The organism is Ramlibacter henchirensis (assembly GCF_004682015.1).
Lineage (GTDB): Bacteria > Pseudomonadota > Gammaproteobacteria > Burkholderiales > Burkholderiaceae_C > Ramlibacter > Ramlibacter henchirensis.
The window spans coordinates 836,185-850,339 of sequence record NZ_SMLM01000002.1 but is presented as its reverse complement, the minus strand read 5'-3'; the positions used below and the strand labels follow the sequence as shown (position 1 = coordinate 850,339).

Sequence of the window (14,155 nt, the reverse complement as noted above, 5' to 3'; positions counted from 1 at the left end):
GAGCGAACGATGTGGATCCTGAGCGACGAACGCCGCATGCTGCGCGACAGCGCGCGCGGGTTCCTGGAGGGGCAGGCACCGGCGAGCCACGTGCGCCAGTTGCGAGATGCGGAGGACCCGCGCGGATATGCACCCGCGTTGTGGCAGGCCTTTGCCGATCAAGGCTATAGCGCGACGCTGGTGCCGGAGGCGCATGGTGGCATCGGCCTTGGCGTGACGGAGGCCGGTCTCATCGCCGAGGAGTTGGGCCGCACGCTCAGGCCGACGCCCTTCTTCTCCACTGCCGTATTGGCGGCTTGGCTGCTGCGCGAAGCCGGCAGCCAGGCGCAGCAAGCGTGCTGGCTGCCGCGGATTGCGGCGGCCGAAACGGTGGTGGCGGTGGCGGTTGACGAGCACGCAATCCATCGGCCCGATCGACTGCGCGCGATCGCGAAGCGTGATGGCGATGGTTGGCGCGTCGACGGGCGCAAGCAGGCCGTGGTGGACGGACATGTGGCCGACGCGCTGCTCGTTGCTGCGCGATGCGAGGGTGGCATCGCCTGGCTCTTGGTGCCGCGCGATTCCGACGGTGTCACCGTGGAGCGCACCGTGATGGTCGATTCGCACAACGCCGCTCGCGTCCAGTTCGAGAACGTGCGACTCGGCGCGGATGCCTTGGTGGGCACCGTCGCCGGCGGCGCGGCTCTCCTCGATCGCGTGCTTGACGTGGGACGCGTAGTGGTGGCCGCTGAACTGCTCGGTATCGCCGACGAGGTGTTCACCCGCACCGTTGCCTACTTGAAGGAGCGCCGCCAATTCGGTCGATTCATCGGGGAGTTCCAGGCGCTGCAGCATCGTGCCGCGGAGCTCTGGTGCGATCTGGAGCTGACTCGCGCGATCCTGCGGCAAGCATTGGCGGACGTGGATGCGGGTGCACCCGAAGCCGCGCTTCATGTGGCGCAGGCCAAGGCGCGCGCTGCGCTTACAGCTGAACGTGCCGTGGCCGAGGGGGTACAGATGCACGGCGGTATCGGCGTGACCGACGAACTCGACATCGGCCTCTTCCTGAAGCGCGCTCGGGTGCTGCAGGCGCTGTTTGGCGACGCCTTCAGCCAGCTGGACCGGGTGGCGATCTTGACTGGTTATTGACTCCACGCTCACGGACAAAGAGCCAGGGTCATCGGTCGGCGCGCTCCTTACCTCCGCAGTGAGGCCCCGCATTTCTTCCCGCTTGCAATCCGCCAGAAACCCCCTAGAATACCAAGCAATCGCTAGGTTTGGAAAGCACCGCCGCCGGCGTGCGGCAACCACCAGGAGACAAAGTTGAGACGACACTTCCTACGCGCTCTGGCCGCAGCTGCTCTCGCTCCATACATCGGGTCGGCAGCCAGTCAAGGGAGCAGCAACCGCACCTATCGACTCATCCTGTCGATGTCCCCTGGCTCCGGCACGGATGCGTTGTACCGGGCGTACGCGAAAGTGCTCAGCGCAGAGCTGCAGGCCCCCGTGATTGTCGACAACAAGCCTGGCGCGGATGGTGGAATCTCCTTCCGCGAACTCGCGCGCGCTGGTGCGGATGGTCAGACATTGATCGCAGTGTCCGACTCGATGTTGAACCTCCTTCCTCTGGTGAAGCCGGGAAACTACGATCCGAAGTCCGTGCGGCCGCTGGTGAATCTCACCCGTTCGACCGCGATCATCGTCACGCGCGCGGACGCCCCCTACCGCAACCTCGAGGACCTGCTGAATGCCGCGAGGCAGAAGCCGGGAGAGTTGCCGTTCGGCACCTATGCGCTGTTCTACCGGATCACCCTGGCGCGCCTGGAGGAAGCATCGAGGACACGCTTCCGGGACATTCCGTACAAGGGAACTCCTACCAACACGCTGAACGACCTGCTGGGTGGCAGGCTGGAGGCCACGATTTATGAAGCTGGCGCGGCGGTACCGCTCATCGAGTCCGGCCGCATCAAGCCCCTCGCCATCCTCGGGACCGAACGCAGTCCGGTCCTGCCGGCAGTTCCGACCGTCGCGGAAAGCGGGTACCCGGGCTTCTCGATGCAAGTCCTCATTGGCGTCGGTGTGCACAGCGGCACTCCTGAGCCGGTGGTGCGGGCGCTGGAGGCGGTCGCTGTCAAGGCAGCGCGTGACCCCGCGATGGTGGAATTCGCCAACCAGCGTGGCGCCCAGAATCATGTGTTGGGCGCGGATGCGTACGCGGGAGTCATCGAGAAGGATGCCGCCGCCAACAGGGATTTCGTCGCGCGCTCCGGCGTCATGCAGCGTATCCGCGATGAGTGACGGACACAGGACTTCGCAGTCGCAATCGGGCGGAGCACTGGCGGGCGTGCGCGTGATCGACATGTCGACCATCGGCATGGGGCCGCTGGCGACGCAGATCCTCGGTGATGCGGGCGCCGACGTGATCAAGGTCGAGTCGGCCGCGGGGGACATCTTCCGCCACGTCGCCCCGCAGCGCCACGAGGCGATGAGCCATACGCACCTGAACTTCAATCGGAACAAGCGAAGCGTCGTGCTGGATCTCAGGGCCGAGGCCGGCCGCCGCGCGATGTTGCGTCTGCTCTCCGACGCCGACGTTTTCGTGTCGAACGCGAGACCGGCGTCGCTCGCGCGATTGGGCCTGGACTACGCCACCCTCGAAGCTTCCCATCCTCGCCTGATCCATTGCGGCTGCTATGGCTTCTCCGAGGAAGGGCCCTATGCCGGACGGCCCGCGGTGGACGACGTGATCCAGGCGGCCTCGGGGATGGCGTGGCTCCAGGGGTTGGGGCAGGACGCCCCGCACTATGTGAAAACGATCGTGGCCGACAAGGTCTGCTCGCTGCACGTCGTGAACGCGATTGGGATGGCGCTCTACGCACGCGAACGCAGCGGGCGGGGCCAGGCGATCGAGGTGCCGATGTTCGAGTGCCTCGTGTCGTTCGTAGTTCCTGAGCACCTCGCCGGCATGACCTTCGATCCACCGCAAGGCCCGGCCGGCTATCCGCGCCTCCTCGACCCCTACCGGAGGCCATTTCGCACATTGGACGGCTTCATGGGCGTAGTGCCTTACAACGAGGCGCACTGGAAGGCCTTCTTCGAGCTCGCGGGGAGCCCCGAATTCTTCGAAGACGAGCGCTTTTCGACGCAGACGCAGCGCAGCCTTCACTACAGCGACCTGTACCGTCTGGTGGAGGATACGCTGGCGGGGAAAACGACTGCGGAGTGGATTCGTCTGCTCTCCGAGGCCGACATCCCGTTCGCGCCGGTGAACTCCCTGGACGAGTTGATTGCCGATCCTCACCTCAACGCGATCGGTTTCTGGCACAGCGTCGAGCATCCTACCGAAGGACGGCTGCGCATGCCGGGCATCCCGGTGCGCATGTCCCGCACGCCCGGGTCGATCCGGCGTCACGCGCCCGGCCTGGGCGAGCACACCGCGGAAGTGCTGCGCGATATCGAGGCCGGCTGCAGCAAAGGAGCACGTCAATGACTCGACTGTCGGGCAAGACCGCGGTGGTGACCGGAGGCGGCGGCGGGCTGGGTTCTGCCATTGCCATCGCCCTGGCGGCGGAAGGAGCTCATGTGCTGGTAGTGGACCGGTACGGCGATGCGGCTGAAAGGGCTGCCCGGAATATCCTGGCTGCTGGTGGGTCAGCGGCCTTCGAGGCTCTGGACATCGGTGACCGCGCGGCCGTCATGGCCTTCGGTGCGCGGGTGGTCGAGAAGTACGGCACGCTCGACGTTCTGGTGAACAACGCCGGAATCTCACCGCGGATCCGGCCGGAGGACCCCGACCAGGCGGAGCGCTGGGACGAGACCATCAACATCAATCTCACGGGGCAGTGGGACGTCACGGTGTCCGTTCTGCCTGCGCTCAGGCATCCCGGGGCAAGCGTCATCTTCCTTTCGTCGATTGCCGCATTCAAGACGCCCAGGGCGAGTGCCGCATATGGCGCCGCCAAGGCGGGGGTCCGGTCTCTCGTTCAGTACTTCGCCAACATTCTCGGTCCCACCGGTGGCCGGGCGAACGGCCTCGCGCCGGGGCGCATCAAGAGCGGCCTGATGACGATCACCGGCGAGGGCAACGCGAAATACCTCGAGCGTGTGCCGCTCGGCCGTGTGGGTGAGACCAATGAGATTGCCGGCCCCGCTGTCTTCCTCGCCTCTGACATGTCGTCCTACGTCACGGGCATCACCATCCCGGTAGACGGCGGCTACCTGTACGCGTCCGAGTGAGCCGCTCACACCGCGAGACAAGCGACTCTGCCACAACGCCTCGGGGCAGTGCGTTCCAGACAAGTTTCGCCCCCCCGCGGCGAATGACAAAGGAAATCCCCGTGGCACATCAGCTCGACCCACTCCTCAATCCCAGATCCATCGCTGTCATTGGTGCAAGTGACAAGTCGAGCCGGATGGGCGGCATGCCGCTCGATCTCCTTGCGCATTTTCGTTTCGGTGGCAATGTCTATCCGGTCAACCCGAAGTATGAAGAGGCGTTCGGGTACCGCTGCTATCCGGACATCGAGTCCCTTCCGGAGTCGCCGGACGTAGTGGTCCTTGCCATACCGGCCGCGGAAGTCACTTCCATGCTCGAACGCTGCGAGCGCAAGGGCGTGCGCGCTGCGATCGTCTATGCCTCCGGCTTCGCGGAAGCCGGGGTTACCGGCGCAGCGCTCCAGGACAGGCTGGAGGAGTTCACCGCAAAGAGCGCGATGGTCGTAGCCGGACCGAACTGCGCGGGCTTCGCCAACCTGAACCTGAATGCGCACACGAGTTTCGCCATCAAGACATTCAAGAGTTCGCCTCCCCAGACGGAGCGTGGAAGAGTCACGCTACTCACCCAGAGTGGAAACGTGTGCGCCACCGTCTTCCCGTTGCTGCGGGAGCTTGGCGTGCCTGTCAGTCACTTCATCAACACGGGCAACGAGGCTGACCTGGAATTCAGCGAGTATCTGGAGTTCCTGGCGCAGGACGAGGACACCGAGTGCGTTGTCGGCTACCTGGAGCAGCTTCGCGATGGCAGGAGATTCATCAAGGTCGCACGTGATTTCGCGCGCCGCGACAAGCCCTTGATCCTGCTGAAGGCTGGCGATTCGGAGAAGGGATCCGAGGCCGTCCGATCCCACACCTCGGCCCTCGCCGGCAATCAGGCGCTGTATCGCGCAGCATTCCGCCAGCTCAACGTCATGGCCGCAGACGACTTCCAGCAGATGGCCGACCTGGCGTGGCTCACCCAGTTTCGCCAACGCGCTGGGGGTCCCCGAGTGGGCATCGTGACCGTGTCGGGGGCGGTCGGGGCGATCCTGGCCGACAAGCTGATTGGCGGCGGACTGGAGGTGCCGACCCTGCCGGAAACTGTTCAGCGCGCGCTGCGCACAGCGGTATCCGACTATGGAATGGTCACCAACCCGGTCGATGTCACGGGCAACATCGTGGCGGACATCAGTTCCGCCCAGACCGTGTTGTCCCAGATGGCGACCACCGAAGCCGTGGACACGGTCGTGATTTATGCCCCGAGCACGGTCCTGGATCGCATGGCGGACACGCTGGTCGAGGTGAGCCGCGCTCACAACAGACTGTTCGTCGTCATCGACACGGGTGGCGCCACTTGTCACCAGAGGCTTGCTGTCGCTGGCATCCCCGTGTTCTCGGACATCAGCCGCGCTGCACGGGCACTGATCCCCTACTGTCACTGGCTCGCCCGTCGCGAGTCCGTCAAGCGCTGGGACCTGCTGTGCGGGGAGGAGGCAGCCGAACCTGCCCTCGAGTCGAAGGCGCAGGTCGCCGATCTGAACGAACTGCAGGCCAAGCAGCTGTTGGCGGGCTTTGGCGTCACCCCGGTTCCCGAGAAAGCGGCTGCCGACGAAACAGCCGCTGTTGCGGCCGCGGAGACGCTCGGCTATCCCGTCGTCTTGAAAGTCCTCTCGCCAGACATTCCGCACAAGACCGAAATCGGCGGCGTCGCCCTCAACCTGGCCGATGAAAGCGCGGTTCGAAATTCCTACCGCGAGGTCACTGAACGTGCGCGAAAACAGGCTCCTCGCGCGCGTCTGCAAGGTGTGCTGGTTCAGAAGATGTCAAAGGGAATCGCGGAGCTGATCGTGGGAACGACCCGTGATCCTGTCTTCGGTGCCACGCTGACGGTAGGCTTGGGGGGAGTCCTGACCGAGATCTACAAAGACGTGAGCCACCGCGTGCTGCCGATCGACGCTGAAATCGCGCGGGAGATGTTGCACGAACTCAAGTCGTTCGTTCTGCTCGACGGCTTTCGCGGCAAGGAAAAAGCAGACGTGGACGCCGCTTGCATCGCCATCGCCGGCATGTCGCGCGCTGCAATGCAGTTGGGATCCGCCGTCCAGGAAATGGAAGTCAATCCATTGCAGCTCAAAGCGGGCACCGGCGGAGTCGCCGCGCTCGATGCCCTGATCCTGCCGCCCGAAGCGGCTGCCACCCCCCATCCTGGAGATTGAAAGATGACGTACCAGACGATCGAGATCGAACGCCATGACGCGGTTGCGCGGATTTTCATGAATCGGCCCGGCGCCCGCAATGCCCAGAACACCCAGATGCTGGACGAGCTGGACGCCGCCTTCGCGTCCCTGGGCGAGGATGCCACGGTGCGCGTGGTGGTGCTGGCCGGCCGCGGCGAGCACTTCTGCGCCGGTCATGACCTGAAGGAGACGCGCGAAGAAAAAGGAATGCTCAACACCGAGGGCCATTGGCAGTACGAAGAGCGCCGCTATGTCGGGTATTGTCTGAAGATCCTGGACTTCCCGAAACCGACGATCTGCCAGGTGCAGGGCGGCTGCATTGCCGCCGGCTTCGCGGTCGCCAACATGTGCGACCTGATCGTGGCCTCAGAGGACGCGTACTTTTCGGATCCCACCCTGGCTTCACTGTCGGCTGCGTCACTGGAGGTCCTCATCCACCCGTGGGTGCTGGGGATGCGGAAAGCGAAGGAGCTGCTGTTCACCGGCGAGCGCTTGGGAGCTGCGGAGGCGCTGCAGATCGGCATGATCAATCGCATGGTTCCCAAGCAAGAACTCGACGAAGCAACGATGGCGCTCGCCCACAAGATCGCGAAGAATGCGCCTTTCGCGACGCGGCTGACCAAGCGGTCGCTGAATCGCACGATGGAAATCCAGGGACTGAAGGCCGCCTTGTCTGCCCATTTCGATCTTCACCAGCTTTCACACACCACCGACGAGTTTGCCGAATTTCGCCGCAGAGGCGTCGCAAACGTCATCTCGCAGGTCGCAAAGAGCTGAAGATGCTGCGAGTGACCCGGGCCGAATGAATGGCCTGGCCATCCTGTGTTCCCCCACTTCGCTGAAGGTGGCGAAGCTTAGTCCCTGGCGACCTTGCCGGGCATGCACAAACCGGACAGGATGAGGATGACGCACTGCCGCGTCCAGCGGGCGATGGTCCATTTACCCTCAGGGTTGAACCACCTCGCGCCAGACAAGACGGCATCACGAACGATGTAGTAAGGCACGATCGGGTCGATCTCGGGGTTGAACACACCGGCGTCGATCCCCGACTTGACGGTGTTGCGCCAGAGCGCCTCGATCTTCGTCCCGACCTCATTCAGGTAGTTGAATCGCGGCTGCTGGGCGAGCCAGCGCCCGTCCTGCTGCAGCAAGAGCAACGCAGCCCGGTGCGAATGGACTGCATCCATCGCGGATTCAATCAGCTTCTGCAGCCGCTCCTTCGGATCGTCCGTCGTCGCAATGACTTCTTCATAATGCAGCAGGGCGTTCAGGACGTACTTGCCGAGCAGCTCGTCGACGATGTCGTCCTTCGAACCGAAATGATGGTAAAGGCTGCCGGATTGCACGTTGGCCGCTTCGGCAATCAGGCGCACGGTCGTCGCCTTGTACCCTTTCTCGACGAAGAGGTCGGCGGCGATCTGCATGATTTCCTCGCGCCGCGTCATCTCGCGGGGTTCCTGCGCCGTCCCAGGCTCCAGCGTGTCTACTTTCATGAGGCGGGAGTGTAACGGATGACTCGCGGACCAAGCGAGCGCTCGCATCGTTTTGAAACCAAGCGATTGCTAGGTTATCATGAGGGGGATCACTGGAGATGAAGGATGATCACCTTTGCGAGCCTTGCGGCGTCGGCTGGCGCGCGTTGCGAGCGCCGATCCGAAAACTTCCATGGGACCGTCACGCCCCTCCTCGGCGCGCACCCCGTCCCCGGTGTTCCGTGGGGCAGTGACGCGGGCCCGCAGGCCTACCTCGTCCAGCAGGACCCGGGCTGGTCGCTGGCTACCCACTATCACACCGAACACCAGTTCCAGCTCGTGTCCCGCGGCCGTGGGACGCTGGGACAGCATGCGCTCGAACCGCTCATGCTCCACTATGCTTCGCCCGAGTCGGGCTATGGCCCATTGGTGGCGGGCGAGCACGGGCTGGAGTACTACACGCTGCGTGCGCGCGGAACCCGTGATACCTGGTACCTGCCCCAGGCGCGTGAGCGGTTGCGGCGAGGCTTGAAGAAGAGACATGCGTACGGCGGCCCCGTTCATTCCAGCATGCCGGACGAGCGGGCGGGACGAAGAGCCCGTGCGGTGCAGCGCTTCATGGACGGCGCGGATGGCCTGGGGGCCTGGATGCTACGCCTGCCGCCCGGCGATGTCGTCGATCGCGAGGAAGAGCCTTGCGGCGGGGTTCGCTTCTATTACGTGGCGGCTGGCAGCTTGTCCTGGCGTGGGGAGTGCGCCCAGGCCGGCGATGTGTTCAGCGTGGACCAAGCGGATGAACACTTGGACGCGCAGGCTGGAGACAGCGGAGCTGAACTGATCGTGATGCGGTTCCCGGACGACTGCCTCACCTAGCAAGACTCGTGTCCTGTTCGCTTGCGGCACCGGAGCGGCGCCCACTGTACAAACAGGGCCGGCCCCATCATTTGACGAACTTCGCCGCCGCCGCGTAGACCGGCGCCTCTGCTTTCAGCACTGCCGCAAGTTCGTCCGGGGAAACCGGCCAAGGCACCGAGCCTTGCTGCTCCAGCTTGCTGCGCACATCGGGACGTTGCAACACGGCGGCCAACTTCTGGTGCAGCAGGTCAACGATCGCCCGGGGCGTTTTCGCGGGCGCAACGATCCCGAACCACGCCGTCTGCGTGAAACCATCGAGACCCCCCGCTTCCTTCACTGTCGGGACGTCTGGCATGGCGGGAGACCTGGTGCTGTCCATCACCGCCAGCGCACGCAGCTTTCCGGCTTTAACGTGGCCGGCGACGGTGGCGCCGACCGCCAGGGTGAAGTCGATTTCGCCGGAGAGGATGGCTGTCATCTGCTGGCCCGCCCCCTTGTAGGGAACGTGCAGGAACTTCGTACCTGCGGCTGCATTGAGGCGCTCGCCAGTGATGTGCGAGAGCGAACCGACGCTCGCCGAACCATAAGACAGCTTCGCGTTCGCCTCGCGGCCGCGCTGCAACAAGTCCCCCAGGGTGCGAACTGGCGAACTTGCCTGTACGACGAGGAACATTTGCTGGTTGGTGAGTCCGGACACCGGCGTGAAGTCGCTGGCAGAGAAGCCGGAGTCGGCGGTCAGCAGGGGCGTGAGCAGCAGTTGGGTGGCCGTTGTGAACAGCAGCGTGTAGCCGTCCGCGGGGGCAGTGGCAACCGCGCGGCTGCCGAGGGCGCCGTTCGCGCCTGGGCGATTGTCCACGATCACCGGTTGGCCCAAATCGGCAGAGAGTTCGGTGGCCAGCAGCCGCGCCTGCGAATCTCCTCCGCCGCCGGCCGGATAGGGAAAGATCAGGCGAATGGGCTTCTCGGGAAAGGTGCTTCCGTAGGCGCGATGCAGGGGCACAAGGAACGCCGCTGTGATGGTGAGGGCTTGACGGCGGGATGGCATGGACATGCAGTCTCCTTTTCTTTGCGGTTGACGGGACAGTCCGCGCCAGATGCCGTGGCAGACCTAAACCGAGCGCTTGTTAGGGTACACCAGCTGCCTGTGGGCGTCAACTCAGCGGTCGCCTAGATGGGGTGACGGAGTCATCGGGGCGAGTTGACGCCTTGGGAACGAACGGGTACCCCAGCAAGCGCTCGGTAATATGCCCCGTGGCGCATATGGCGTGGCGAGTCAGTTGACCTGACTTGCGTTCTGATTTGGAGACACCTAGTAGCCCGGCGACGCTCCTAAAGCGAGGATCGCCGGCTTATCAGCTGCGGGTCGCCCCACTCTCTGCAGCGAAGGGGCCCTGTTCAGCCGCGACGAAGGCGCCTGCGGCGCGTGCTGCCGCAATGCGGTCGCCCGAGTAGCCGAGCACATCCGTCAGGACCGCGGTGGTGTCGCTGCCAAGCACCGGCGCTGCGCGCGCCGCCGCCAGCGGCGTGTCCGACAGCGTCACGGGCAGCTTCACGTTGGGAATGGATCCCAGCGTCGGGTGCGAGATGGTCTCGACCAGTCCGAGGTGCTCCACCTCGCTGGAGGTCATGGCTTCACCGACGGTACGCACGGCGCCCGAGGGCACGCCGGCGGCCTGCAGCTTCTGGAGCCAGTGTTCCTGCGGCTGCGCAATAAAAATCTCCTGCATCACCGCGAGCAGCCGGGGTTGATGCTTCACGCGCTCTGCGTTCGTGCTGAAGTCAGGGTGGGCAGCGAGGTCGGGCCGCTCGAACGCCTGCACCATCAGGCGCTGGAAGGTCCGGTCGTTGGCGCACGTGATGTAGATCGGCTTGTCTGCCGTGTCGAAGTAGCCGATGGGCGCTGCCGTCACCTGCGAATTGCCCGCGCGGTGTGGGATGCGTCCTGTCGCAAGGTAGGTCGTGTTGAAGTAGCCGAGCATCTGCACGGCCATCCCGAAAAGCGACACTTCAACCTTCTGGCCGCGGCCGGTGCGGTAACGCGCGTGCAGGGCGGCCTGGATGGCATTGGCTGCCATCATGGCAGTACCCAGGTCCATGACGGAGGGCCCGGCGCGCGTGGGCTGCTGGTCGGGAAAGCCCGTCATCGACATGAAGCCGCTTTCGGCTTGCACCACCGAGTCGAAGCCCAGGCGATGCGCATGCGGCCCCTCGCGGCCGTAGGCGGAAATCGAGCAGTACACAAGCCGCGGGTTCAGCTCGGACATCTCCGGCCAGCCAAGCCCGAAACGCTGCATCACGCCAGTGGAGAAATTCTCCACCAGCACGTCCGCCTTGCGCACCAGGTCGACTGCCACTGCGCGACCGGCCTGGCTCTTGAGATCGAGCGTGACGCCCAGCTTGTTGCGATTGCCCCAGAGGTAGGGGACGCCTTCACCTTCGACAAACGGCGGAAACGCCCGGAACGCATCGCCTTCGGTGCTTTCGACCTTGATCACCTTCGCACCCAGGTCGCCCAGCACCATGGTGGCGTACGGCCCGGCGATGAAGTGCGAGAAATCCGCGATGACCAATCCGTCGAGCGGGGGCTTCTCCCGCGGTGCCTGGGATGCATCGCTGCTGTTCATCAAAGATCCTTGAGCAAGTGCTTGGTTGGGTGTATCATAACCGCACGGGCTGTCCCGCATCCACCCATGAATACAGGAGTCGACATGTCAGCTGAGTTCCGAGGAAAAACCGTCATCGTGACCGGCGCCGGCCGCGGCATCGGCCAGGGTATTGCCCAGCACATGGCGAGCCTGGGCGCAACCGTGGTGGCCGTCGATTCGGTCGAGCGCAGGCTCACCCGCGCGCAGGAGAGCCTCACGGCAGTGGAGGGCAAGGTCATCCCGCTGGTGACGGACGTCACCAGCGTCGCGGAGCTGCAGCGCCTGGTGGACACGGTCCTGCAAAAGTGCGGCTCCATCGACTACCTGGTCAACAACGCCGGCGTGGCGCGCCAGAAGCCGTTTCTGGAGTATGACGAGGCCGATTATGTGTTGCAGGTGGACGTGAACTACAAGGGAACGTTCTTCGCCACGCAGCTTTGCGCGCGCGAGATGGTCAAGCGCAAGAAGGGTGCCGTGGTGAACATCGCCTCCATCTCGGCGTGGCACTACACGATCCCGCACTCGATCTACTCGGGAGCCAAAGCAGCCGTGGTTACGTTCACGCGCGATGCCGCGTATGAGCTCGGACCGCACGGAGTGCGCGTCAATTGCGTCGCACCGGGTCCGATCGAGACGCCGCTGGCCGCGCAGATGGGCGCCAGCGAGAAGGCCGGCTACGACTCGGTGCTGCGCCTGGGCCGCTGGGGCCAGCCGCTGGACATCGCGCACGCGGTGGAGTTCCTGTGCTCCGAGCGCTCCGCGTTCATCACCGGGCAGACCCTGTCGGTGGCCGGCGGCGCCGACCTGTGCGTGCTGCCGGCGAAGGCGAAGCAATGACAGCCCGCATGCCACTCCTGGGCGAGTTCACCCCCGAACAGGCGGAGGTGCTCAAGACCGCGACACTGAAGAACGGCGCTGTACCGAACGCGTTTCGTGCCATGGGCCAGAACCTCAAGCTGGCCAAGGCCATCCGCAATCTCGGCGGCTACTTTTCAGTGTCCAAGCTGCTGCCGGAGCGCACGATGCGGCTCATCATCCTTCGCACGGCGCACCGGACCAGCAGCATCTACGAGTTCGCGCAACATCGCCAGATGGCCCTGGCCGACGGCCTGCTGACCCCCGCGGAGATTGACGCACTGGTGTCCGAGGGCGGTCGGTGGTCGCCGCAGGAGCGTGTCTATATCGATGCGGTCGACGAGACCATCACGCAGTTCCGCATCAGCGACCGCACGTGGCAAGCGCTGGTCGGCATGCATCCTGTGGAGACCGTCGAGGAAATCCTGCTGCTGATCGGCACCTACCTGAGCCTGGCAACGTTCCTCAATTCCGCCGCGGTGCCGCTGGACGACTTCGTGGTCGACCGAGAGTGGCCTGCCGCCCGCCAAGTGCCGGCACGCTGAATCTTCAAGGGGTATTCGGATCATGACAACGTACGAAAACGGAGTCGCTCTGGTGCTGGGCGGAACCGGCCACATAGGCGCCGGCATCGTGAGGCTCTTCGCGCAGCAAGGTGTGGATGTCGCATTCACGTACAGGCGCGAAGGCAAGCTTGTCGAGGAACTCGTCGGAACTGCCGGTGGCAGTTCCCGGGTGACCGCGCATCAGGCCGACCTTCTGCAGAGTGGCGCGGCCGCTGGTGTGCTGGAGACGCTCGCATCGCAGCAGCGAGTTCATACCGTCATTCATGCCGCGGGCATCGAGGTGCCGCAGCGCTACATGTCCCAGGTGCCGCGTGAAGAGTGGCTTCATGCAGTCAACATGGAGCTCACCGGTTTTTTCGATGCCATGCAAGCGGCCGTCAAGGTGCTGCGCAAGGGTGGCGGCGGAAGCCTGGTCGCGCTCACCTCGTCTGCCATTCATCGGTACGCCCCGAAAGACGGCCTGTCCGCCATCCCGAAGTCCGCCGTCGAAATGATGGTGCGGGCGGTGGCGAAGGAAGAAGGGCGCCATGGCATTCGCGCGAACTGCGTCGCGCCCGGGCTGATCGATGGTGGCATCGGGCGCCAAGTCATCGAAGAACTGGGCGTGCCGAACTTCGTATCCACCGCCGCTGCCGCAACCCCGTTGAAGCGCCTCATTACGGCGCAGGACATCGCTCACATGGCGGCGTTCCTGGCCTCCCGGGAAGCTTCCGGAATCACGGGTCAGACCATCGTGGTGGATGGCGGCTACAGCCTCTGAGCCGCAGTCCTGAACCAACTTCTCTTTGGAGTTCAAGCAGATGAATGGCCTACCGACGGAGCTCCAGGAGCAGGTGCAGTGGCTGGTCGACAGGGAAGCCATACGCGAACTCGTGTCGGCGTATACGCGCTGCGTCGACGAGCGTGACTTCGCCGGCTGGCAAGACCTGTTCGCCGAGGATGGCGTATTCATTGCGCCGAAGGGCCGGGTTCCCAAGAAAGACATGGCGGACGCGGTTGCCGACATCCTGAAGGACTACCCGTTGACATGTCACATGCTCGGGCAGCACTCGATCGAAATCGACGGCGATGTCGGCAAGGGCCGCTGCTATTTTGCGGCCTTTCATGGCCTCGATACGGGCGACCTGATGCGGCACGCCGACATCGGCGGCTGGTACCTGCACACCTACAAGCGGACAGCAGGCGGCTGGAAATTCCTGAAGGTCGGCGCAAGGATCATGTGGGCGTCCGGCGAGAAATTCCTGCCTTGAAGGCCCCTCATGACTGACAGGCGCGACACCCAGGACAGACAA

The 14,155-nt window shown here is 64.5% G+C and carries 14 protein-coding genes; 11 read left to right on the top strand and 3 right to left on the bottom strand.

Annotation, left to right across the window (positions count from 1 at the left end; all coding sequences use genetic code 11):
• The first annotated feature begins 9 nt into the window (after positions 1-9).
• The 6 genes from EZ313_RS16805 (at position 10) to EZ313_RS16780 (ending at position 7,247) form a co-directional block, all read left to right on the top strand.
• Positions 10-1,128 (top strand): acyl-CoA dehydrogenase family protein, encoded by a 1,119-nt coding sequence (locus EZ313_RS16805; RefSeq protein WP_135264419.1) that lies wholly within the window; start codon positions 10-12, stop codon positions 1,126-1,128.
• A gap of 174 nt (positions 1,129-1,302) precedes the next feature.
• Positions 1,303-2,277 (top strand): tripartite tricarboxylate transporter substrate binding protein, encoded by a 975-nt coding sequence (locus EZ313_RS16800; protein WP_135264418.1) that lies wholly within the window; start codon positions 1,303-1,305, stop codon positions 2,275-2,277.
• A complete protein-coding gene (locus EZ313_RS16795) occupies positions 2,270-3,469 on the top strand; it encodes a CaiB/BaiF CoA transferase family protein (RefSeq protein WP_135264417.1) in 1,200 nt (399 codons plus the stop codon). Before EZ313_RS16800 ends, EZ313_RS16795 begins: the two co-directional genes overlap by 8 nt.
• The gene (locus EZ313_RS16790) at positions 3,466-4,215 is read left to right on the top strand and encodes an SDR family NAD(P)-dependent oxidoreductase (RefSeq protein ID WP_135264416.1); all 750 of its coding nucleotides are present in this window, start codon (positions 3,466-3,468) and stop codon (positions 4,213-4,215) included. Before EZ313_RS16795 ends, EZ313_RS16790 begins: the two co-directional genes overlap by 4 nt.
• Positions 4,216-4,316: 101 nt before the next feature.
• On the top strand, positions 4,317-6,449 hold the full coding sequence (locus tag EZ313_RS16785; protein ID WP_205960416.1) for an acetate--CoA ligase family protein: 2,133 nt from the start codon (positions 4,317-4,319) through the stop codon (positions 6,447-6,449).
• Positions 6,450-6,452: 3 nt separating this feature from the next.
• Positions 6,453-7,247, top strand: coding sequence for an enoyl-CoA hydratase (locus EZ313_RS16780; protein WP_135264414.1), 795 nt, complete (start codon positions 6,453-6,455; stop codon positions 7,245-7,247).
• 77 nt (positions 7,248-7,324) lie between these two features.
• Here EZ313_RS16780 and EZ313_RS16775 read toward each other — a convergent pair whose 3' ends face one another.
• The gene (locus EZ313_RS16775) at positions 7,325-7,963 is read right to left on the bottom strand and encodes a TetR/AcrR family transcriptional regulator (RefSeq protein ID WP_167772623.1); all 639 of its coding nucleotides are present in this window, start codon (positions 7,961-7,963) and stop codon (positions 7,325-7,327) included.
• A 105-nt stretch (positions 7,964-8,068) separates the two neighbouring features.
• Between EZ313_RS16775 and EZ313_RS16770 the strand changes: the two genes are divergently transcribed.
• Complete coding sequence (locus EZ313_RS16770; RefSeq protein WP_135264412.1) at positions 8,069-8,815, top strand: hypothetical protein; 747 nt, start codon at positions 8,069-8,071, stop codon at positions 8,813-8,815.
• Between the two features lie 67 nt (positions 8,816-8,882).
• Here the strand turns inward: EZ313_RS16770 and EZ313_RS16765 are convergent, their stop codons facing one another.
• Entirely contained in the window at positions 8,883-9,848 is a 966-nt protein-coding gene (locus EZ313_RS16765; protein ID WP_135264411.1) for a tripartite tricarboxylate transporter substrate binding protein, read from the bottom strand.
• Positions 9,849-10,149: 301 nt separating this feature from the next.
• Positions 10,150-11,421 carry a CaiB/BaiF CoA transferase family protein gene (locus tag EZ313_RS16760; protein ID WP_205960415.1) on the bottom strand — a complete coding sequence of 424 codons (1,272 nt, stop codon included), beginning with the start codon at positions 11,419-11,421 and terminating at the stop codon, positions 10,150-10,152.
• Between the two features lie 84 nt (positions 11,422-11,505).
• Between EZ313_RS16760 and EZ313_RS16755 the strand changes: the two genes are divergently transcribed.
• The 4 genes from EZ313_RS16755 to EZ313_RS16740 are packed head-to-tail and all read left to right on the top strand — an operon-like array spanning position 11,506 to position 14,113.
• Positions 11,506-12,279 (top strand): SDR family NAD(P)-dependent oxidoreductase, encoded by a 774-nt coding sequence (locus EZ313_RS16755; RefSeq protein WP_167772622.1) that lies wholly within the window; start codon positions 11,506-11,508, stop codon positions 12,277-12,279.
• The gene (locus EZ313_RS16750; RefSeq protein WP_135264408.1) at positions 12,276-12,842 is read left to right on the top strand and encodes a carboxymuconolactone decarboxylase family protein; all 567 of its coding nucleotides are present in this window, start codon (positions 12,276-12,278) and stop codon (positions 12,840-12,842) included. Before EZ313_RS16755 ends, EZ313_RS16750 begins: the two co-directional genes overlap by 4 nt.
• Before the next feature lie 22 nt (positions 12,843-12,864).
• Positions 12,865-13,623 (top strand): SDR family NAD(P)-dependent oxidoreductase, encoded by a 759-nt coding sequence (locus EZ313_RS16745; protein ID WP_135264407.1) that lies wholly within the window; start codon positions 12,865-12,867, stop codon positions 13,621-13,623.
• 25 nt (positions 13,624-13,648) lie between these two features.
• A complete protein-coding gene (locus EZ313_RS16740) occupies positions 13,649-14,113 on the top strand; it encodes a nuclear transport factor 2 family protein (protein WP_135264406.1) in 465 nt (154 codons plus the stop codon).
• The last annotated feature ends 42 nt before the right edge of the window (positions 14,114-14,155 follow it).

Excerpts from the sequence above, each read along its gene's own strand:
- EZ313_RS16745 (WP_135264407.1), top strand. The coding sequence starts at position 12,865 with ATGACAACGTACGAAAACGGAGTCGCTCTGGTGCTGGGCGGAACCGGC.
- EZ313_RS16770 (WP_135264412.1), top strand. The coding sequence starts at position 8,069 with ATGATCACCTTTGCGAGCCTTGCGGCGTCGGCTGGCGCGCGTTGCGAG.
- EZ313_RS16795 (WP_135264417.1), top strand. The coding sequence starts at position 2,270 with ATGAGTGACGGACACAGGACTTCGCAGTCGCAATCGGGCGGAGCACTG.
- EZ313_RS16790 (WP_135264416.1), top strand. The coding sequence starts at position 3,466 with ATGACTCGACTGTCGGGCAAGACCGCGGTGGTGACCGGAGGCGGCGGC.
- EZ313_RS16750 (WP_135264408.1), top strand. The coding sequence starts at position 12,276 with ATGACAGCCCGCATGCCACTCCTGGGCGAGTTCACCCCCGAACAGGCG.
- EZ313_RS16780 (WP_135264414.1), top strand. The coding sequence starts at position 6,453 with ATGACGTACCAGACGATCGAGATCGAACGCCATGACGCGGTTGCGCGG.
- EZ313_RS16765 (WP_135264411.1), bottom strand. The coding sequence starts at position 9,848 with ATGTCCATGCCATCCCGCCGTCAAGCCCTCACCATCACAGCGGCGTTC.
- EZ313_RS16805 (WP_135264419.1), top strand. The coding sequence starts at position 10 with ATGTGGATCCTGAGCGACGAACGCCGCATGCTGCGCGACAGCGCGCGC.
- EZ313_RS16775 (WP_167772623.1), bottom strand. The coding sequence starts at position 7,963 with ATGAAAGTAGACACGCTGGAGCCTGGGACGGCGCAGGAACCCCGCGAG.
- EZ313_RS16760 (WP_205960415.1), bottom strand. The coding sequence starts at position 11,421 with ATGAACAGCAGCGATGCATCCCAGGCACCGCGGGAGAAGCCCCCGCTC.
- EZ313_RS16755 (WP_167772622.1), top strand. The coding sequence starts at position 11,506 with ATGTCAGCTGAGTTCCGAGGAAAAACCGTCATCGTGACCGGCGCCGGC.